Annotated in this window: 17 protein-coding genes and 2 tRNA genes; 6 read left to right on the top strand and 13 right to left on the bottom strand. The window is 37.9% G+C overall.

All coding sequences use genetic code 11. The annotated features are described in order from the left end of the window. Positions 1 to 171: 171 nt before the first annotated feature. The gene (locus FNN09_RS08260) at positions 172 to 603 is read right to left on the bottom strand and encodes a hypothetical protein (protein WP_143301375.1); all 432 of its coding nucleotides are present in this window, start codon (positions 601 to 603) and stop codon (positions 172 to 174) included. 123 nt (positions 604 to 726) lie between these two features. On the opposite strand from FNN09_RS08260, the gene FNN09_RS08255 reads away from it, so the two are divergent. After that, positions 727 to 1,245 (top strand): C40 family peptidase, encoded by a 519-nt coding sequence (locus FNN09_RS08255; RefSeq protein WP_143301373.1) that lies wholly within the window; start codon positions 727 to 729, stop codon positions 1,243 to 1,245. Positions 1,246 to 1,250: 5 nt separating this feature from the next. Here FNN09_RS08255 and FNN09_RS08250 read toward each other — a convergent pair whose 3' ends face one another. Both FNN09_RS08250 and FNN09_RS08245 read right to left on the bottom strand, forming a co-directional pair. After that, entirely contained in the window at positions 1,251 to 1,589 is a 339-nt protein-coding gene (locus tag FNN09_RS08250; protein ID WP_143301371.1) for a cupin, read from the bottom strand. Positions 1,590 to 1,753: 164 nt separating this feature from the next. Continuing rightward, complete coding sequence (locus FNN09_RS08245; protein ID WP_143301369.1) at positions 1,754 to 4,696, bottom strand: DUF2723 domain-containing protein; 2,943 nt, start codon at positions 4,694 to 4,696, stop codon at positions 1,754 to 1,756. Between the two features lie 246 nt (positions 4,697 to 4,942). Between FNN09_RS08245 and FNN09_RS08240 the strand changes: the two genes are divergently transcribed. Both FNN09_RS08240 and FNN09_RS08235 read left to right on the top strand, forming a co-directional pair. Beyond that, positions 4,943 to 5,013 (top strand) — tRNA-Gln (locus FNN09_RS08240). A 44-nt stretch (positions 5,014 to 5,057) separates the two neighbouring features. Further along, positions 5,058 to 5,128 (top strand) — tRNA-Gln (locus tag FNN09_RS08235). 712 nt (positions 5,129 to 5,840) lie between these two features. On the opposite strand, the gene tsf is transcribed toward FNN09_RS08235, so the two are convergent. The 4 genes from tsf to rplM form a co-directional block, all read right to left on the bottom strand. Further along, complete coding sequence (gene tsf, locus FNN09_RS08230; RefSeq protein ID WP_143301367.1) at positions 5,841 to 6,668, bottom strand: translation elongation factor Ts; 828 nt, start codon at positions 6,666 to 6,668, stop codon at positions 5,841 to 5,843. Positions 6,669 to 6,719: 51 nt separating this feature from the next. Next, positions 6,720 to 7,550: a 30S ribosomal protein S2 gene (gene rpsB / locus FNN09_RS08225; RefSeq protein WP_143301365.1), complete on the bottom strand. Its 831-nt coding sequence runs from the start codon at positions 7,548 to 7,550 to the stop codon at positions 6,720 to 6,722. A gap of 111 nt (positions 7,551 to 7,661) precedes the next feature. Next, a complete protein-coding gene (rpsI, locus tag FNN09_RS08220; protein ID WP_143301363.1) occupies positions 7,662 to 8,048 on the bottom strand; it encodes a 30S ribosomal protein S9 in 387 nt (128 codons plus the stop codon). A 5-nt stretch (positions 8,049 to 8,053) separates the two neighbouring features. Then, entirely contained in the window at positions 8,054 to 8,509 is a 456-nt protein-coding gene (gene rplM / locus FNN09_RS08215) for a 50S ribosomal protein L13 (protein WP_143301361.1), read from the bottom strand. Positions 8,510 to 8,757: 248 nt separating this feature from the next. Here rplM and FNN09_RS08210 point away from each other — a divergent pair, with 248 nt between their 5' ends. Further along, positions 8,758 to 9,231, top strand: a complete 474-nt coding sequence (locus tag FNN09_RS08210) for a nucleoside deaminase (RefSeq protein WP_143301359.1) — start codon at positions 8,758 to 8,760, stop codon at positions 9,229 to 9,231. Between the two features lie 50 nt (positions 9,232 to 9,281). On the opposite strand, the gene FNN09_RS08205 is transcribed toward FNN09_RS08210, so the two are convergent. From FNN09_RS08205 to FNN09_RS08195, 3 genes are all read right to left on the bottom strand, one after another. Beyond that, a complete protein-coding gene (locus FNN09_RS08205) occupies positions 9,282 to 10,412 on the bottom strand; it encodes a hypothetical protein (RefSeq protein ID WP_143301357.1) in 1,131 nt (376 codons plus the stop codon). A gap of 107 nt (positions 10,413 to 10,519) precedes the next feature. Further along, positions 10,520 to 11,284 carry a LytTR family DNA-binding domain-containing protein gene (locus FNN09_RS08200; RefSeq protein WP_143301355.1) on the bottom strand — a complete coding sequence of 255 codons (765 nt, stop codon included), beginning with the start codon at positions 11,282 to 11,284 and terminating at the stop codon, positions 10,520 to 10,522. Continuing rightward, positions 11,271 to 13,223 carry a histidine kinase gene (locus FNN09_RS08195; RefSeq protein ID WP_143301353.1) on the bottom strand — a complete coding sequence of 651 codons (1,953 nt, stop codon included), beginning with the start codon at positions 13,221 to 13,223 and terminating at the stop codon, positions 11,271 to 11,273. The genes FNN09_RS08200 and FNN09_RS08195 overlap by 14 nt, the downstream gene beginning before the upstream one ends. A gap of 150 nt (positions 13,224 to 13,373) precedes the next feature. Here FNN09_RS08195 and dusB point away from each other — a divergent pair, with 150 nt between their 5' ends. Next, complete coding sequence (gene dusB, locus FNN09_RS08190; RefSeq protein WP_143301351.1) at positions 13,374 to 14,372, top strand: tRNA dihydrouridine synthase DusB; 999 nt, start codon at positions 13,374 to 13,376, stop codon at positions 14,370 to 14,372. On the opposite strand, the gene FNN09_RS08185 is transcribed toward dusB, so the two are convergent. Genes FNN09_RS08185 through rbfA form a run of 3 tightly spaced genes read right to left on the bottom strand, consistent with a single transcriptional unit; the run spans position 14,348 to position 16,756 of the window. After that, positions 14,348 to 15,586, bottom strand: coding sequence for an FtsX-like permease family protein (locus tag FNN09_RS08185; protein WP_143301349.1), 1,239 nt, complete (start codon positions 15,584 to 15,586; stop codon positions 14,348 to 14,350). The two genes, dusB and FNN09_RS08185, sit on opposite strands and share 25 nt — an antisense overlap. Before the next feature lie 4 nt (positions 15,587 to 15,590). Then, positions 15,591 to 16,415 (bottom strand): bifunctional 2-polyprenyl-6-hydroxyphenol methylase/3-demethylubiquinol 3-O-methyltransferase UbiG, encoded by an 825-nt coding sequence (locus tag FNN09_RS08180; RefSeq protein ID WP_143301347.1) that lies wholly within the window; start codon positions 16,413 to 16,415, stop codon positions 15,591 to 15,593. Between the two features lie 2 nt (positions 16,416 to 16,417). Then, positions 16,418 to 16,756 carry a 30S ribosome-binding factor RbfA gene (gene rbfA, locus FNN09_RS08175; RefSeq protein WP_143301345.1) on the bottom strand — a complete coding sequence of 113 codons (339 nt, stop codon included), beginning with the start codon at positions 16,754 to 16,756 and terminating at the stop codon, positions 16,418 to 16,420. Between the two features lie 848 nt (positions 16,757 to 17,604). Here rbfA and FNN09_RS08170 point away from each other — a divergent pair. Continuing rightward, entirely contained in the window at positions 17,605 to 19,539 is a 1,935-nt protein-coding gene (locus FNN09_RS08170) for a PD40 domain-containing protein (protein WP_185968935.1), read from the top strand. Positions 19,540 to 19,588 lie beyond the last annotated feature (49 nt).

Below are 19,588 nucleotides of genomic sequence, written 5' to 3'. Positions count from 1 at the left end.
AATTCAGATTGACCTTGATTATAGGGCTTGAAATTGATTTGTTTCATGCTTTTAAGATACTAAATATCAGGCACATGAACAAACTAACTCAGCTGTAATCAATTGATTATGAACGAAAAAAGAGGGAATCCGTTTTTGGACACCCTCTTAATATTTTTCCGCTTTGTACTCTTATTCTTCGTGTGTAATACTTAGCTTAATTTCGTAAGGTTGATAGTCTGAACTATCATATTCCATAACATCGATCTCGAAACTAACATTGTCACGCCTGGATGACCAAATACCCTCGTTTTTAGAGCTATTATTGCCTTGGTGATATTGTAATTCCATATCAAATTTTTCTTCAAAAGCAGTTTTTATCGATGTAAATTCATCTTCTGAAATAGGTCTTAAATGATTTCCTTCAACCGGAATGCTTTCAATGTGGTATGCCTCTCCATTTTCATTACTTTCCGTAGTGATGTAATAATCTCCACCAGCAATAACACGTGTTACACCTTTATTGTCAATGCCTTCAATTGTTCCATCCTTTTCAATTGCTATTTGTGCAGTTGTGCCAACTGAGATGATGAAAATGCTTATTGCTATAATTAATTGTTTCATGCCGAATCGTTTTAAATTGTTAGCAGGTAGGCTTATCCAAATTATGAACCAATATTAACTTCCAAGTGTTAAAAGTTTTTAATAAATTGAAATGATTAATTTGATGTTCTAAAATCCAAAGGTATGACAGGTCTTAGGCAAATATTAGCTGTTAGCATTTTGTTACTTTTCGTTTGCTCATTGCAGGCTCAGCAAAAAATGTTCCGCCATGAGGTTAAAGAATTTAAAAGGGAACGGCAAGAGCTGAAAGTGGAGCGAAATGGAGTGAAACGTGCGGAGGTAATGACCACGGCTCGTTACTTTTTGGGAGTAAAGCACGAAATGGGAGGTACTTCGCACGAAGGAATTGACTGTTCGGGTTTGATTTATATGAGTTTTAAAAAGCATGGAATTGTAGTGCCACGTACTGCAGCTCAACAAAGTCAATGCGGAAAGTTTGTTAAATCAAAGGGACGATTGCGTTTTGGGGACATGATCTTCTTTCATACCCTTGCTGAAAGTGATCAATTAATAAACCATGTTGGTTTTTACTTGGGCGATAAGGAATTTATTCATGTGTCTTCATCCAGAGGCTGTGTTATTTCGCGATTGGATGAAGAGTTTTGGAGTTATGCATTCTTATTTGGTGCGCGAGTTTGGTAGTTGAGCTATCGTATTACGCTAAAAACACGTTCCACCGCATCCTTTTTTGATAAGCTTAGTCTGACGATACTGTCTTTAGTTGCTTTTAAATCGTGTGGTACTTTCCCATTAAGTGTTAGTATATCACCTTCTGTTAATTGGTGGATTTCGTTATTAACACCAAAATCTATTTCACCTTTAAATATTTCCACAACGATAGGAGTATGTGCACTATGTTCCTTCATGATTTGGCCTTTTTTAAATACTATTCTAATCTCTTTGCTAAAAGGAGTTTCAAGAAGTGCCTGAATATGTGGTTTATTGTCTTTATGTGTTACCTGGCTTGTTAATGAAGCTGTTTTCATAATTTTGCATTTTAAGGCTAACAGCTGTGTTTAATAAAAGTTGCTTGATCATGAGTTTTATACCATTTATATTTCATAATACCTTGGTATAATGCCGGAACATCATCAACGTGGCTTTAGAAATGGAATGGACAAAGTCGCATTTTGATGAGTAAACGGTATTATTAAACTTCTAATCCTAATTGCTTATACACCGACTTTAATTGGTCGATCATGGCTGTGTTATTAATTGTATCTAGTACCATTTTCATTAGTTGTCCTTTTTCTACCTCTTGCTGAAAAGTAGAGGAAGCTGCTTGTTGGCCACTTTTGGTTAACGAAGCATACCATAAAAGATTAGTAAGGTGTCGCTGCAATAAATAATTAACTTCCTCTTCTGCCTCTTTTTGCAAGCCGCATTCAAATGCTAAATGAAGTAGTGGTAAGTTGTCACCAACGTCAGGAGCAAGGTGAATTGGTAATTCGGTCAAGCTTTTTCTTACCACAATTCTGGCTTCTTCCATACGCTTGTTTTGTATCAAATCATCGGCCAATAAATTACCTATTTGTCTGTATTTCATTACATCAAAAGTTCGCCTGCAATAATGGTCGTAGTAACTGCTATTGCCGTCTCCTAAATCAATTTTATTAAGATAGATATCCAATAATTTGTCGGTGTTGTAATTGATGACTTGGTCGCTAGCCTGGGGTTTATGCTCCAGCTTATAGACAAGTCCGTCGTAGCGCAAGTATTTTTCCAGACCAAGGAAAATCTCTGGGTCAGCTCCAATTGTAAAATATACAGGACGCTCCCATTGGTTGGTTGCTAATAAATCAAGCAGTGCTATGTCATTTTTGTACAGAATACGTTTCGGACATTGCCATTTAAGGGTATCTGTTTCGTTAAAAGGAATAGCAAATTTGTTGACAGGCGAGAAGTCGACTTTCATCCCATTCTGGAGCGGTAGTTTCGATGTTTCCTTATTACTGCCAATGAACTGGACAACACTTTTAAGGGGTACCGTTTCTTTACTTTGCTCAAGCAGTAAAGCATAATCCAAATTACCAGTTTTGTATCTGTTTTGTGGGATGCTAAAATCGATGCCCTGTGTTTGATTGACTGCCTTTTCTAATTGGCTAATACACCAATCGGCACCCATCAAACCATAGTTGATCACCCTAACATCCGTCCGATAGTTTTCTACTTCCTGAACGTACCAAAGTGGATAGGTGTCGTTGTCGCCATAGGTAAATAGAATGGCATTGGGCTCGCAGGAATTAAGATAGCTGCGAGCTTGTAGTAAAGCGAAATTTCTGTTTGAACGATTATGATCGTTATAATTTTGCGATAGCATTAGAATTGGAACGGCCATGGTCATCAGTGTAAGTCCCAAGGCACTTGAAAGATAACTTTGTGTTTTGATGAAAATAAACCTTGCAACCGAAAATGCACCAAAACTTATAAAAAGTGCAAAGGCGAAAAATGACCCGACAAAAGCATAATCGCGTTCGCGAGGTTCAAAAGGCGTTTGATTAAGATATAGAATAATGACAGGGCCTGTCATTAAAAACAATAGCCCAGTAATGGCCAGGTATTTCTTTCCACTTTCGCCTGAATTGAACAGTAATATTATGCCAATAAGTCCAAGTATTAAAGGCAGCATAAAGTAGCTGTTGCGTGATGGGTTAAGGATGGCCAAACTATGTGGTAAGTCGCCTTCCTTTTTTTTGTCAAGAAACGGGATGCCAGTTATCCAATTGCCTTTGTGAATCTCACCATGGCTTTGCTCATCGTTTTGTCTGCCAGAAAAATTCCACATAAAGTAACGGATGTACATGTGGTTGACCTGGTAATTAAATAAGAAACGAATGTTGCTTAAAAACGATGGTTTATCAGTGGAATTTGGATTAATGCCTGCCCATTGCTGATAACCGTACTTATGAGTGTTGCTACTGCTGTGCATGCGCGGAAAAAATCCGCATCCTGCATCGTCGTAATCATATGAATCGCTTTTTTTGTATGCTTCATATTTGTCGCCATCTTTTCTGTAAGCATCGGTATACTTCAAATCACCTGTTGCAGTATTGTAATAATGACCATAGAATAATGGGTTCTGGGCATATTGCTCTCTGTTTAAAAAACTATCCAATGAAAACATATCAGATGGATTATTGAGGTTGATGGGCGTATTGGTATCAGCTCGAATGATAATCATGGCATATGATGAATAGCCAATCATAAAAGTTAAAAGCGTAAGCGATAAAAGGTGCTGCCAGTTGTTTTTAAGTCGCGTTTTAAAGGTGGCGAAAAACAGTCCTCCAAATACGAGGATAACAAATAGTATCAAACCTGAATTGATGGGAAGCTTCCAAGTATTAACCATTAAAAGCTCTAATTTTCCGGCTAGCCAAAGACCATTTTGTATGATGCCAAACAATAGAAAGGCTAAAATGGCTCCACCAATAATTAGTGCCTTAGCAAACAGCTTCCATGAAAACGCTTTGTTACGCAGAAGAATTATAAGTGTAAGAACCGGTATGATTAGTAGGTTTAGAAGATGTACGCCAACAGAAAGACCAGTTAGGTAGGTGATGAGTATGAGCCATTTCGTTCCTGATGCGTCGCGCTGGTAAGCTTCTTCCCACTTAAGAAATAGCCAAAAGCATAGGGCTGTAAAAAATACCGATAAGGCATAAACTTCGGCTTCAACGGCTGAAAACCAGAATGTATCGGAAACGGCAAAGGCGAGTGCGCCAATGGCACAGGGGATTGTTATGAGTAGGTACTTTTTTATCGACTGCTTGTAGGTGTCAAAAATACGCGTTAGAATGTGTTCGGCCGAAAAATAAAAGAGCATTACAGTTGCTGAAGAAGCAAAGACTGATACCAAGTTAGCCGTGTAGGCAATTTGTGAATTATCAAAGGCAAATAAGTTAAACAGTCGCCCTAATAGCAAATAGAAAGGTGCGCCAGGCGGATGGCCAACTTCCATTTTAGCCATGCAGGCAATAAACTCACCACAATCCCATAAACTTACGGTGGGAGCCATGGTACTCCAATAAAGTATGGTTGTTAAAAGGAATAATGTCCAGCCAAAAAGGAGATTGATCTTTTTCGATTTAGTCATAGTGATGTGTATTTCGATTTTAAAGATAGCTTTTATCTGTCATTAGAAAATTGTTTATTATTGATAATTAACAGGATGGAATAAATGTGCAATTGTTGTGCATTGGTGTGCGTCATAAGTCAGTTGCTAAAGGCGCTTGCGGGATAAAAAGGAAACGTTTAAAACTTATATTTTTTAAGCAATTTTCTTGCATTGAAAGAAAAACTCTCTATCTTTGCATCGCTTTTGAAATAAAAGCATGGGAATTGTCTCATGGTGTAATGGTAGCACAACTGGTTTTGGTCCAGTTAGTCCGGGTTCGAATCCTGGTGAGACAACGACTTAACCTCCTAAAATTAGGAGGTTAATTTTTTGTCTTGTTTGTCTCATTGTGTAATGGTAGCACAACTGGTTTTGGTCCAGTTAGTCCGGGTTCGAATCCTGGTGAGACAACTTCCGAAACGCTTCTCAATATATTGGGGAGCGTTTTTTTTATATCTGTTAATTTGATTTGAGGCTGCACTGGGAGAAGGGGACTAGATAGATCACGTACAAAAGTTGGGTCTAAATTAAAATGATGGCATTTTTGTGTCGATTGTGAAGAAAGATTGGGGCAGAAGCTATTTAGTTAGGAGGCTTCATGATTCGTATGCAGGTTACACTATTTAATTAAACGACTTTATACAACTTTTTTTGTCATGGGCTCCCTCCGTCTAGAGGTAGGTAAGAGGCGTGTTTTTGTTATAGACTAAGTATGCCCTGTAGTAATGTGTGGCAACCCCTTGTTATGTGAAGGTCGAATAAACTACAATACAAATACGTATCAACTTCGATAGAACATCGATAAAAATCGAAGCTAGATTGATTATACTCCGTATATGCCATAAAGTTTGAGTGGTGATAATGGCTAGTATATTTGGGTTTGTCTACTATTAAGGATGGAGTATCCTTACTAAGGCTATGCTCCATGTCGGCTTATGACAACATGTATATGGGACTACTACTATGCGCATGACCATTTTTGTATTCGATACCAATCAGTCCTTTTTGAGGTCTGTATTTCGAATGGTAACTTAATAAATCTTGTGAAGCCTTGTGTTGATCTTTAAGCACAAAAAAAGGGAAGCTAAGTAGCTTCCCTTTCTATATAATGTAGAATTATCTACTAGTTATTCAAAGTGTAACGTTTGAATTCAACAGCTTTTAAGCCTTTGCTAGCTCCATCAAGATACTTTTCAATAGTAAGCTTGTTGTCTTTTACAAATGCCTGAGCCATCAAAGTGTTCTCTTTGAAGAATTTGTTCAAACGACCCATTGCAATCTTTTCCAACATTGCTTCTGGTTTACCTTCGTTGCGAGCCATATCTTTTCCAATCTCTAGCTCTTTAGCTTTAACATCTTCAGGTACGCTGTCAGCATCTAGGGCAACAGGAGCCATTGCTGCAGCTTGCATAGCAACGTCTCTTCCTACTTGCTCATCCATACCTTCTTGGTTGAAACCAACCAATGTAGCTAATTTGTTACCAGCGTGAATGTAAGCAGTAACAGCCTCAGCAGATACAGTTTCGTATGCTGCTAAATCTAGTTTCTCACCAATTACACCACTCTGCTCAGCAACTACTTCAGAAACAGGACGTCCGTTTAATTCTAACGCTTTTAAAGCATCTAAGTCAGCTGGATTTTCAGCAATTGCCACATCAAGAATAGACATTGCAAAGTCAACATAGCTTTCGTTTTTAGCAACGAAATCAGTTTCGCAATTCAATACGATTAACGCACCTCTTTTCTTATCAGCAGTAACTTTAGCTAATACAACACCTTCAGTTGCTTCGCGGTCAGCACGCTTGTTAGCAATTGCTTGACCTTTTTTACGGATGATTTCAACAGCTTTGTCAAAATCGCCTTCAGCTTCTGTTAGTGCCTTTTTACAATCCATCATACCGGCACCGGTACTTTTCCTTAGTTTGCTTACGTCAGCAGCAGTAATAGCCATGATATATTATTTTAAAGTTGTTAGACAAAAATTATAATCGAATTAATCTTATTATGCTTCTTTAGATGGAGCTTCGTCTGCTGGTTTTTCAGCTTTAGGAGCTTCTTCTTTTTTAGCCGGAGACTTTGCAGCTTCTGACTTTTTAGCACGAGATTTCTTTTCTTTCGATCCTTCGTTGTTGTCCTTCTCTACTTTGCGCTCGTTTAAGCCTTCCTGAATAGCTTTAGTCATCACATCAGTAATTAGCTCGATAGACTTAGTGGCGTCATCGTTAGCAGGAATTACATAGTCGATGTTTGATGGATCTGAGTTAGTATCAACGATACCGAACACAGGGATATTCAAACGGATAGCTTCTTTAACAGCAATGTGCTCCTTCATTACATCAATAACAAACATAGCAGCCGGAAGACGTGTAAGATCAGCAATACTACCTAATGTTTTGTCAAGCTTAGCGCGTTGACGTGTAATTTGAAGTCTTTCTCTTTTTGATAAGTTTTTCCACTGACTAGGGTCAGCCATCATCTTATCAATAGAAGTCATTTTCTTCACCGCTTTACGAATAGTAGGGAAGTTGGTTAACATACCACCTGGCCAACGTTCAGCAACATAAGGCATGTTTACAGCACCAACTTTGTCAGCGACGATTTCTTTAGCTTGTTTTTTCGTTGCTACGAATAACACTTTCCGACCCGATTTTGCAATCTGTTTAAGTGCTTCGGCAGCTTCGTCAATTTTAACAGCTGTTTTGTGAAGATCTAAAATGTGGATTCCATTGCGTTCCATAAAAATATATGGTGCCATGGCTGGGTTCCACTTTCTTTTAAGGTGACCGAAATGTACTCCGGCTTCCAATAATTCCTCGAAATTAACTCTTGGCATTTTAATTTTTTTAAAGTTGTTTACTTTCTGTTTAAATCAATCTTCAAGTAGTTTTTCAGTATGAAACTGAAAAGTCTCAAAGATTTAGATACTAAACACACCTGATAAATATTAACGTTTAGAGAACTGGAATCTCTTACGTGCTTTAGGACGACCTGGCTTCTTACGTTCAACAACACGTGAGTCACGAGTCATGAAACCTTCAGCTTTAAGAGCCGGCTTGTTTTCAGCATCAATTTTTACAAGTGCACGAGAAATAGCAAGGCGTACTGCCTCTGCCTGTCCTTTGAAACCACCACCGTTAAGGTTGATTTTGATGTCGTAGTTGTCTGCAACACCAATTACGTTTAAAGGTTGTTTTACAATGTACTGTAAAGTGGCAGCAGGGAAATACTGCGATAAATCACGTTTGTTAATGGTAATGTTACCACTTCCTTCACTCAGGTAAATACGAGCAATCGCTTCTTTTCTTCTACCAATAGCATTAATTACTTCCATAATACTTATTTAATGGCGTTAATATCAATTACTTTAGGTTGTTGAGCTTCGTGCTTGTGTTCAGCTCCTACATATACATGTAAGTTTCTGAAAAGCTGACGTCCAAGACGACTTTTAGGTAACATACCTTTAATAGCTCTTTCAACTAATCTCTCCGGTTTCTTAGCAAAAATTTGCTCAGGAGTAACCTCGCGCTGACCGCCAGGGTAACCACTATGGTAGAAAAAGATGCGCTGGCTCCATTTGTTACCAGTCATTTTAATTTTATCTGCGTTTAAGATAATCACGTTATCTCCGCAATCCACGTGAGGTGTATAATTTGGCTTATACTTACCTCGGAGTAATTTAGCAACTTTAGTAGCTAAACGACCCAATACCATATCAGCAGCATCTACCACAACCCACTCTTTGTTGGCAGTAGCTTTGTTAGCTGAAATCGTTTTGTAACTTAACGTATCCACAGTCTTCCTTTTTAAAATTCGACTTATTAATTAACAGTTTGCAAAGGCTAAAAACATCTCATTCTCTACATTTAGGTCCCACCCCAAATGCACTGAAACAGACGCATATACCTTTTGGCTCGGATAATAATCGGCCGCAAAATTACTGCTTTTATTTTTATTGTGCTAATTATTTGATTAAAAAAGCACTTACGATTGTATGAATCAAATAAATAAAGGAAATTGAATACAAACTTAATTTGTGTAATATGATGGACAAAAATACTCATTTTATGCACATCGCTATTCAGCTTTCCATTAAAAATATTGAGGATGGAGGTGGTCCTTTTGGAGCTGTAATTGTGTTGGATGATGAAATAATAGGTAAGGGTGTAAATCGTGTTGTATTGGATAATGATCCAACAGCTCATGCTGAGGTTAATGCAATCCGAAGTGCTTGCCAGTATTTACAACATTTCGATTTGTCAGGCTGTGTCATATACTCATCATGTGAACCTTGTCCTATGTGTTTAAGTGCAATGTATTGGGCCAGGATAAAGCAAATCTATTATGGGAATAGCAAGTTAGATGCGGCACGAATTAATTTTGATGATGCCTTTATTTATAAAGAGTTAAGTCTTGATCCTGAAATGAGGCAATTGGCCGCTCATCAGATGATGGAGCATGAAGCTAAAGTCGCTTTTCAAAAGTGGACATTGAAAACTGATAAAACAAAGTATTGAATCTGAATTGACAGCAGTTTTTTGTTATATCTTATTGTGTACTGTTCTTATTAATCAAATTTGATGTTAGTAATAAGAAAATTGGGTGTAAATACTAAATTAAAGCCATACGAGTAGTCAAGTTGCTTGGCTGGCGAATCGTAATAGAGCTCAACCACGGTGCTAAACTTAATTTGTTTCATAAACGTTTTACTAAAACTTAGTTTGCTAGTGACTAAGTTTCTGTACTCGGTATAATAGCCATTCTTATAGTCCGACGTAGATTGAAATATTGAACTGCCTTTTGGTGCAAGAAAGTTATGAGCTTTCCAGTAGCCTGCCATTAGCGTTCCGTATTTATAATTTAACTCTGCAACCGGATAAATTGCATTTCCTGAAGTAAAGTCCCAGCCCGAATGGCCTGTTAGGTCGTGGTAACTTGCCAGGTAGGTGCTCACTCCAATATCCCTGATGAAGCCATCGCCAATTTTATAATTTACCTTTAAGCCTGTCACAAGGTTTGCCAGTGATTGCATTCTTTCAGAGTAATTACTGATTTGTCCACCCAAGTGAGTTGCAACCATTTGACCTGGTATGGATATTTTAAAATCGCTGCTTTCTTTTGTTAGATCAAATTCAGTGCTGATACCAGCGGTAAATTTCTCAGGTTTGGTATCTCCCAAGAAAATAAACTGTTCCCAATCGACCCAGGCATCCAACCATAATTTGTTAGAATTATATAAAAATTGAAATCCGTTTTCGATGGGGCGCGTGTACTGATTTTCGGGATTAAATATTGGCTCGATTAGTTTGTGATGAACATCTCCCTGAAGTCCACCCATTATTAATTCCAACTTGTCGGTGAGTTTTGTGTGAATTGAAAAGGTAGGAAGAACTTCTGTGAACTCGTCCATTCCACTGTATTGAATAATGTGTACGCCTGCTTTTAATCTAAGGCGTGAGCCAGCGTAATATACCATTGATGGTTGAACAGTATAACCCATCATTGTATAACCTTCAGTATAATCGCTGAAGTACTCGTTATTTTTAACGAAGTTATTATTCTCAAGCCTGAAATATAAATTGTCGCCCGCATCATCCTTAAATTCTGGATAATAATAGCGCCAAGTTTGATCCAGTTGAGCAAATGAAGTAGTTCCCCATACTACTATCAGACAAAGCACAACAATCCCACGAAACATCACATCCTAATTAATTGTATTCCCAAATTTAAACACTCAGTAATTAATACTGCATGAATACAAAAAGGTTATATTGAAACGCCTTTTTTTGAAGTAGGATGTCTTATTTAGAATGTTTGTACATACTCTTTTTGTATCTGAAGTAGCTCGTTTAGTTGGTTGTAGCGTCGGTTTTCGAGCGCTACTGTGGCTCCAGATAGCATGTGAATTGTATTGGCGGTAGAGTCTATAGTGTTGATGTGAAGCAAGTTTACCAGGTTAAAAGGGTGGCATCTGAAAAATGTATGATCTGATAAAATGGCTTCGTAACGACGTAGTGGTTTGGTAGCAATAAAGCTTGAGTTGTCGCTTAAGTGAAATTCTGCACCTCCTGCAATAGCTTGGGCCCATACAATATCGCTAATTTTAAATGCTTTGAGTGAATCGCGACCGTGGAGAATAATTTGGTTTAATTCAAAGTCGATGTTATTAAAAAGTGTTTTAATCTTTAATGCATACTGTTTGTCTTGCATTTGATCTATGGCCTTGTCAATAGCTACCACTAAATCGTTAATGTCAAAAGGTTTGAATACGAAATCAACTGCTGCATATTCAATCGCCTTAACTGCGTATTCGTGATAGGCCGACATAAAAACGATCTTAAAATCGCGGTAATTAATTTGCTTAATAACGTCAAACGAAGTGCCGCCTATTAAATGGATGTCCATCAATAGTAAATCAGGCTGATGTTCATTAATTTTTTCAATGGCTTCGTTTACCATTGATGCCGTGTCCACAATAATAATCTCTGGAAATTGATTCTGAATTATTTTAGTGACCGCTAAAACATTAAAATGGTCATCTTCGATAATGATTGTTCTAATGTTTGCCATTGCTATTGGTTTGAGTGGTTAATGGTAAAATGATGCGAGCAATTGTTCCCCTTTCAAATGGATCTTTTCTCTTTTTGTCAAATATTTCCAGCTGTGTTTTTCTTCTTGTATCCTTTTCAAGTATATCGAGTCGTTCCTGTGTGATTTTAATCGCCATCGACTCGTGTTTTTTGTCGCTTTTGCTCAATTGATCGTTGTAGTCAATGCCAAGTCCATTATCCTCAACCTCAAGTACAAGATTGTTTTTATTCTTCAAAATGCGAATGATAAGTTTTCCTCCTCCGCCCAATGGACTAAGTCCGTGTTCAATGGCGTTTTCAATAAAGGGTTGTATTAGCATTGGTGGAATAACTGTTTTGTTGTTCTTCACTTCATCACTAAAAACAATGTCGAATGTAAATGGAGGAGAGAATCGTAATTGTTGAATTTTTAGGTAGTACTGTAGCATTTCCACCTCTTCCTGAACGGGGATGAAATCGTAATTACTGCTGCGTAAAACGTGTCTCATTAATTTAGAGAAGTGCGCCAGGAATTCACTTGATTTAGTCATGTCATTCTCAAGTATAAACACCTGAATGGCGCTTAATGCATTGAAAATAAAATGAGGATTCATTTGTGAACGAAGTAGTCGTTGCTGAAATTGTAAGCTTTTATATCTGCTGCGAAAGCGCGATTGCCTAAAGAAAAGCACGGCAATTAGTATGAGCACTAGCACAATGGTAATGATGGCAGCGATCATTGATCTTTGTTTCGATAAAAGTGTTTTTTGTAATAATGCCTCCTTGTTTAACTCATCAATCTGTAGTTGTTGAAGTGTATTGTTGTATTTGGCTTCAACAGAAGCCATGTGGAAAATATTTTTCTCATTTAAGATGCTGTCTCTTAGGTTGGTTGATAGTTTGTAGTATTCCAGTGATTGCTTAAATATCTGTTTATCTTCGTAGGCTTTGGATAGTAATGAGGCGGCTTCTTCGGCCGTGTACTTGGAGCCAATGGATAGGGCTATTTTAAGGCCTTTTTTAAGGTGCTCGATGGCTTGATTTGGTAATTTGTCGTTAAGGTAGGTTCTGCCTATTTGTGTGTAGCTAACCGATATGAGCATACGATCTTCTAGCTCAAGGTTGATGTCTAAAGCTTTTACAAGGTAGTCAAGCGCTAAGCGGTTCTGGTGCTTGGCTACATAAGCTTTCCCAATGCAATTATAGCATATCGATTGTCCAACCCGACTGTTTATTTTAGTGTTGTAGTCAAGCGATAAGAAAAAATAGTGCATTGCTGAGTCCAATAAATTGAGTTTCATATAGGCCTCGCCAATGTTATTGGTGTTAATGGCCATGCCCAAAGTGTTGTCCATTTTTCGAGAAATTTTAAACCCTCGTTGGAAATACTCAATGGCTGAATGATGTCGCTCCATGGCAATGCTAACGTTTCCCATACCGTTAATTGCCTTGCTAATACTTAGTGAGTCGTTGCACTGTTCTGCTAGTTGCAAAGCTTTCATGTGCATGTCCAATGCTTGAGGGTTTTCGTCAATTCGCCGGTAAATAACACCTATTTGGTTGTATGCTCTCGTTTGGAAGTAGATATTTTCAGAATTTTCAGCTATTTCAAGTGCTTTCTTCAGCATGAGCATGGCTTCTGAGTAATACGATTTATTCCGATAGCGCTGCCCTACAAGTGTGTAGATGTTAAATAAGTGGTGGTTGCTCTCACTTCTCTGGGCAATGTCTTCTGCTTCTTTCAGGTAATTGTCAAAAGGCTCTTGGGTACTAAAGTTTTCAGAGTAGGTTTCTTTTGACTGTGCAATAAGTTGCACCACCATTAGTGAATCTTCACTGAATTTTGGAGATGACGAGTTGGTGTCTTCACTTGCAGTCTGTTGGTGTTTGCAACTGAAAAATAGAATAGAAAGTAGTATGAATAAGCTGTATTTAATCACTTAGATGATGGTTCGGTTACGATAATTGCTATACAAATTAGGGAAATTAAACTCCCGGAAACGGATTTTGTTCATAAAGTTATCAACCGAGTTATTAACAGCTTGGACGGTGGTTGGATTAAAAAATTATCTTTGCAAAAAAAATAGAACGTGAAGATTGGAGATCTAGATTTAGGGGAGAAGCCATTGCTTTTGGCACCAATGGAAGATGTGACAGATCCATCATTTAGGGTGTTTTGTAAGGAGCAGGGGGCCGATATGATGTATACTGAATTTGTGTCGGCTGATGCGCTTGTGCGTAATGTCAATCGCTCTTTGCGTAAGTTGGAAATAATGGAGGCCGAACGTCCAGTTGGTATTCAAATATATGGCAAGGATGTTGATAAAATGGTCGTCGCTGCTCAAATGGCTGAAGCTGCCAAGCCCGAATTAATCGATTTAAACTTTGGCTGCCCCGTTAAAAAGATTGCTAGTAAAGGAAGTGGTGCTGGTTTGTTGCTTGATATTCCCAAACTATTAGAAATTACGAGTGCTGTTGTTAAAGCAGTCAATGTGCCTGTTACCGTTAAAACCCGCTTGGGATGGGATAGTCAATCAATTGTTATTGAGGGTTTGGCCGAACAGATTCAAGATGTAGGTGCTCAGGCCTTATGCATACATGGACGTACGCGCGATCAAATATACAATGGACAGGCCGATTGGACGCTCATAGGCAAGGTTAAAGCCAATCCGAGAGTCCATATTCCTATTATTGGGAATGGAGACATTGATAGTGCACAAGTTGCTAAGCATTGCTTTGATAACTATGGGGTAGATGCCATAATGATTGGGCGTGCATCAATAGGTAAACCCTGGATTTTTCGTGAAATAAGACATTATTTAAAAACAGGAGAACTTCTACCAGAATTAACCGTAGCTCAGCAGGCTATATTAATGGATGATATCGTTAAAAAATCATGCGATATGATTGGAGAGCGCAGTGGAATACGGCATGCGCGTAGGCATTTGGCAATACCCTTTCAAGAGCTTCCGAATATTCGTCCTTTACGAATTAGATTGCTGCAGGCAAAGAGTGTAGAAGCGATTTCTGAGGTGTTGAATGAAATAGCAAGCCAGTACCAGGATTATCCAATTTCAGACTCGGAATAATATTTACTGACAATAACTCTGACGGGATACCAAGCTGCCAGAGCGCTTATAATGGATACGGTTATAATTACTAGAACTACATCAAGCCATTCCAGTGCAATGGGGTATGCATCGGTAATGTAATGGCCATTACCCATAAATTTAATAAATCCAAACTGCTGCTGGAGTAGTACAGCAATAACGCCAATGGCTGTTCCGACCATGATACCAATAAAGGAAATAAGCCAGCCCTCTAGCATAAAAATACGCGTAATCAATCGTTTGTTGGCGCCCATGCTTTTTAGTGTGAAAATACTGTCTTTCTTCTCGTAGATTAACATGGCTAAATTGGCCACAATGTTAAAAGCAGCAATTGCTATAATAAAGCTAAGTATGAGGTAAGACATTAGCTTCTCCACTTTCATTACTTTGTAAAAAGAGGCGTGTTGCTCTTGCTGGTTGAGTACATCCATTTTACCAGCTACAATGGCCTGAATTTCTTTTTCAGCCTTTTCAAAAGAATAGCCGTCCTTTATTTTAATAGCGAGCGATGAAATAATTTTCTCATCGTATTGCAAAAGTCGGCGCGCCTGTTCAATATCAATTATTAAATATTGACCATCGTATTCCTCTTGATTAACGGCAAAAAGACCAGATGGACTAATGTACTCCTGTTTGAAAGAGTTTTGTGGCGACATGAGGTTGATGTTCCCAATGCGTTTTGGTACATACATGCTCAGTGGTGTGACAAAATTTAGTCGAATAGCTAGTTGGTCAGCTAAGCGCTTGCCTATTACACCACGAAACTCGCTTTTGTACTTCAGCTCATATTTGCCATCAATAATGATGGAGTCGATTTGACTCACCTTATTGTATGATGAATCAACGCCCATAACAACGCCTGGTATTTTGCGTTTTCTGAATTTTAGTAAAGCCTGATGCTCCAGTACTTCAGCAATATTCTCTACAGCTTGGTGGTTTTTAAGTTCTTGATAAGCAATGGAGTTAGTCGAGATAACTTTGCCATTGCTCGGTGTTAGCTTCAGGTTGGGGTCAAAAGCTGTGTAAAGCTCTCCCATGAAGCCATGTACCCCGTTAAACACCGATAGTACAATTATCAATGCCATGCTGCCGGTTAGTACACCAAATACCGAAATGATAGAAATCAAATTAATGATGTTCTGCGATTTTTTGGCATATAAATACCGTTTAGCTATGACAAAGGATAGATTCATGGATTTACTTTTTGGCCACCACCATCAGGCCTGTTCCTGTTTTGTGGGTTTTACTTACATCAAGCCAGTTTAAAACATAGGCCAATGGATAAGTAATAAGGTAATACAGAGGGATAATTATAAAAAAGGCTTTACTGGCATTAAGCATCTGTATTGGATACTTCATTGATAAGCGCCATGAGATACTCCCTGCTTTACCATAGGTGTAAGCAGTTTTTATGGATGTAAAACCTGCCTTGCTAAGTTTTTCTCTTATGTCTTCTGCATTATAACCATCTCTCACATGCTCATCAATAAAACCGTGTACACCATCTTCTTCGTGGTCGTGGTGATGTGCATCTGAACCGCCTTGGTCAGATGGTGTAGAAATAATTAATGATCCACCCTTTTTCATGGATTGGAAGAAGTTGGCAAAAACCAATTCATCCTCTAGGATATGCTCCATCACATCAACCGAAAGGATGATATCGTAGGCTTCCTTGTTGACAAATTGTGTTAGGTCTCCAAGCTGGAATTTGACTCTTTCGTTGCGCTTTATCTTGGTAAAGAACTCGTTGCAATCGGCAATTTGTTCGTCTTTAACATCCACACCTGTAATGGACCATTTTTTGCCCAATGATGACATGAAATAATCGTACTGCCCAAAGCCACTTCCTGCATCAAGGATGTTTAAATTCTGATTGCTTGTTTTTGCAATCTTCCGCAGTTCTCTTCTAATGTACCAGGCGCGAAGTAATAATAAGTCGAGTAATTTGTAAAAGAGAATGCGCAGGGCTGGAGTTTGATTAAATACTTTACCCAATGAACGTTTTATCGGATCATATTGCATGTTTATTTTTTTAGTAAACGATCAATGTTATCCAGGTAATCAAGGCTATCATCAACATAAAACTTTAGCTCTGGTATTATGCGCATTTGTTTACCCACCCTTTTGCCCAGAGCAAAGCGTATCTGTGCTGTTTGCTCATCTATCTGTTCCATTACCTCTTTTATGTTACCAGTAGGAAAGATACTAAGGTATGTTTTGGCCTGACCCAAATCAGGGGATATACGCACTGCTGTTACCGAAACCATTGTTCCCATTGAAACAGCTCGCATCTCTCTTTGGAAAATCTCACTGATTTCTTTTTGCAGTAAGCGCGATATTTTTTTTTGACGTGTTGAATCCATAATCTTTTATTCCAAGCATCGCTGCTCTGTTGTAAGTATTTAAATCATCACATGATGAAATGGTAAAATTACACTTTTTAAGCGGATTATTGTATGGCCGAGCAGGCTTGTGTGTATAAAGCACAAGTTTTTTGCAATAAAAAAACCTGCAACTCCTTTGAATTGCAGGTCTCTCAAACCAAAACTTTTACCAATTATGAAAAATTATGGGATCTCAACCTCCTCAACCTTTCCTTCGCCCATTTCTCATTTCTTTCGCTCTTTTTATGAGCTTATGTTGTTTTTAGAATCTTAATTGTTCTGTAATCCTCAATCTTTTGTTTAATATTTTCAGAATGAAGATAAGCATTTATATTTATGTTTAACTGTCGTTTCGCTAATTTATTTTAAAGGTTTTAATATTTCTTTCTTCTGTTAATCCTTTAATTCGACAGTTATATAAAAAATTATAAGTGATTAAGAATCATCTTTGTTTGTTGTCGATATCTACCTCATCTAGAGGTTTAGTTTTTGTCTTGTGTTAAAACATAATGCCTACGCTCTATATTAATAAACTGTTCTTATAACTATTTTATTGCCTCAATTGTTCAAAGTTTTGTTTAATTAATTAGTGTAATAATTAATGTTTCAATACTTGTTGTCAATAATATTTTACCACCAAAGCCAAATCTAGTTTTAGGTGATTTTCATTAGAAATAATTAATTGTTCTGATTTATAGAGGGCTTTGACTGTAACAAATATTAACATTTTTTAGCTAAAATTTAAGCGTTTGATAAAAAAAGACTTATTTTGTCTACTGTAATTGAGAATTTGGGGTATTTATATGGTTAATTTTCAGATAAAATATTTGCTTCTATTTATTTTGTCGTTCAGTTGTTGGCTTGGGGAATCGCAACAAAAAAGGAATGAACGACAGAAAGATAAAGCTTTTTATAAAGCAATAGCTTACGCCGAAGCAGACGACTATGAACGTGCAATACAGGAGTTTAAAATCATTGTACAGCAGTCGCCAGACTTTGTTGAGGCCTATCTGCAACTAGGTTTGTGTTATTTAAATACCAATACGGGAGCCGATTCTGCAATTGTTATTCTTCAAAAGGGATTGACACAGCTTGATGTTGAAGGGCAAACATCATTTTTAGGGCAGGATATGTTTATGGCTTTGGGAAAAGCTCATCAAATGGCTTTGCAACCCGATTCAGCTTTGTTAGTTTACGAAGCGTTGAATAATAAAGTAGCTGTTGATGATTTTGAAATGAAACAAGAGCTTGCTCAAGAGGTGAGTAATTGTGAAAATGCCCTTATTTTCTTGGCAAACCCAATTCAATTAACGATCGTCAACTTAGGAAAGGAAGTAAACAGCCGTTATGATGATCATAGTCCTTTAGTCAATGCCTTTGAAGATGTGCTTTTATTTACCTCACGACGATCGACCAATAAGTTACCCTTATTACAAGATGGCCAATATCCTGAAAAAGTATATTACTCAACTTCCGATAGTATTAATTGGAGCAAGTCCGAATCCTTAGCGGTATTTTTTAAATCGCTGGAACATGAATCCGGTTTATCATTATCTCCTGATGGGAAAAGTTTGTTTATCTATCGAAATGATAAAGAGGGGAAAAGTATTTATGTAAGTTATTTGGAAAATGATGAATGGACTGAACCAGTCAAATTGCCTTATCCAATCAATAGTGCGGCTAACGAAACGCACGCCTCTTTATCGAGCGACAGGAGTACTTTATATTTCACAAGCGATCGTGAAGGAGGGTATGGGGGGATAGATATTTATATGAGTAAAAAGGATGCGAGAGGTCAGTGGGGAGAGCCTCGCAACCTGGGAGCTTCTGTTAATACCCCTTTTGATGAAGAAACATCGATGATACATCCCGATGGTTATACGCTATACTTTGCTTCTGAAGGTCATAATTCGATGGGGCGAATGGATGTTTTTTATACACAGATGGATGCGGATAGTATTTGGTCAATTCCTGTAAATCTGGGGTATCCAATCAATACACCCGACGACGATTTTTTCTTTATGCCTAGCTTGGATAAAAGTCATGCGTATTATGCATCAGCGCGTTTCAATGATAATTATGGAGGCTCTGATATTTATCGTATTGAGTTTGATAGTGCCTTTGAAGGAGAATTGGCCATTATAGAAAGTGAAATATCGGAAGAGGCCAGGCAGCAAGGTGGTATAGTACGTATTATGGTAACCCGGATGACTGATAAGCGTTTAATGGGTGATTATCGACCTGATAGTAAAAGTGGTAAGTACACCATGTTTTTGGAGGTAGGGCACGAGTATGCCATTGAAGAAAAGATAGATGAACAAGTAATTGAGGAAGCGCGTGTGAATGTTACGCCAAAAATGAATTATCAAACTAATAAAGTGGTTCATTCATTTGAAGAGATTAAAATGACACCACCTCTTAAACGGGCCATTGTTCATAAAACGCTTAAAGAGCAAAACGAAATAATTATTGAAACATTAGAGGAAGAGATAAAGCAGTTAGAGCGTGCGCCATTTTATACCATCCAAATTTTAGCCTTAAAACGGAAACCTTTATTTGCATCAATGTACCTTAAAGGTTTGGATGTGGATGATATTCAAACTGTTTCGTGCAAGGATGGTTTTACGCGTTATATTTATGGTGCTTACATAGGCTATGAGGCTGCAAAGTTTCGTCGCGAACAGATTTTGAAACTAGGGCGATACAAAGACTCTTATGTGCGATTAATTGATGAAATTGAAGAGTTGAGGGTGGTGGAATAGCTTGGCTTAATTGCGATAAACCCCCAAAAAAGGAATTCGATATTTATTT

It is taken from the genome of Carboxylicivirga sp. M1479 (assembly GCF_007097485.1).
In the GTDB taxonomy this organism is placed as follows: Bacteria; Bacteroidota; Bacteroidia; order Bacteroidales; family Marinilabiliaceae; genus Carboxylicivirga.
Note: the sequence above shows the minus strand (reverse complement) of the source record. Positions and strands in the feature narration are given on the sequence as shown.

Coding starts and splice junctions, on each gene's coding strand:
- FNN09_RS08180 (WP_143301347.1), bottom strand. CDS start 16,415: ATGCAATATGATCCGATAAAACGTTCATTGGGTAAAGTATTTAATCAA.
- FNN09_RS08255 (WP_143301373.1), top strand. CDS start 727: ATGACAGGTCTTAGGCAAATATTAGCTGTTAGCATTTTGTTACTTTTC.
- rpsB (WP_143301365.1), bottom strand. CDS start 7,550: ATGCCAAGAGTTAATTTCGAGGAATTATTGGAAGCCGGAGTACATTTC.
- FNN09_RS08245 (WP_143301369.1), bottom strand. CDS start 4,696: ATGACTAAATCGAAAAAGATCAATCTCCTTTTTGGCTGGACATTATTC.
- FNN09_RS08205 (WP_143301357.1), bottom strand. CDS start 10,412: ATGTTTCGTGGGATTGTTGTGCTTTGTCTGATAGTAGTATGGGGAACT.
- FNN09_RS08185 (WP_143301349.1), bottom strand. CDS start 15,586: ATGAATCTATCCTTTGTCATAGCTAAACGGTATTTATATGCCAAAAAA.
- FNN09_RS08210 (WP_143301359.1), top strand. CDS start 8,758: ATGATGGACAAAAATACTCATTTTATGCACATCGCTATTCAGCTTTCC.
- FNN09_RS08200 (WP_143301355.1), bottom strand. CDS start 11,284: ATGGCAAACATTAGAACAATCATTATCGAAGATGACCATTTTAATGTT.
- tsf (WP_143301367.1), bottom strand. CDS start 6,668: ATGGCTATTACTGCTGCTGACGTAAGCAAACTAAGGAAAAGTACCGGT.
- FNN09_RS08260 (WP_143301375.1), bottom strand. CDS start 603: ATGAAACAATTAATTATAGCAATAAGCATTTTCATCATCTCAGTTGGC.
- rpsI (WP_143301363.1), bottom strand. CDS start 8,048: ATGGAAGTAATTAATGCTATTGGTAGAAGAAAAGAAGCGATTGCTCGT.
- FNN09_RS08250 (WP_143301371.1), bottom strand. CDS start 1,589: ATGAAAACAGCTTCATTAACAAGCCAGGTAACACATAAAGACAATAAA.
- rbfA (WP_143301345.1), bottom strand. CDS start 16,756: ATGGATTCAACACGTCAAAAAAAAATATCGCGCTTACTGCAAAAAGAA.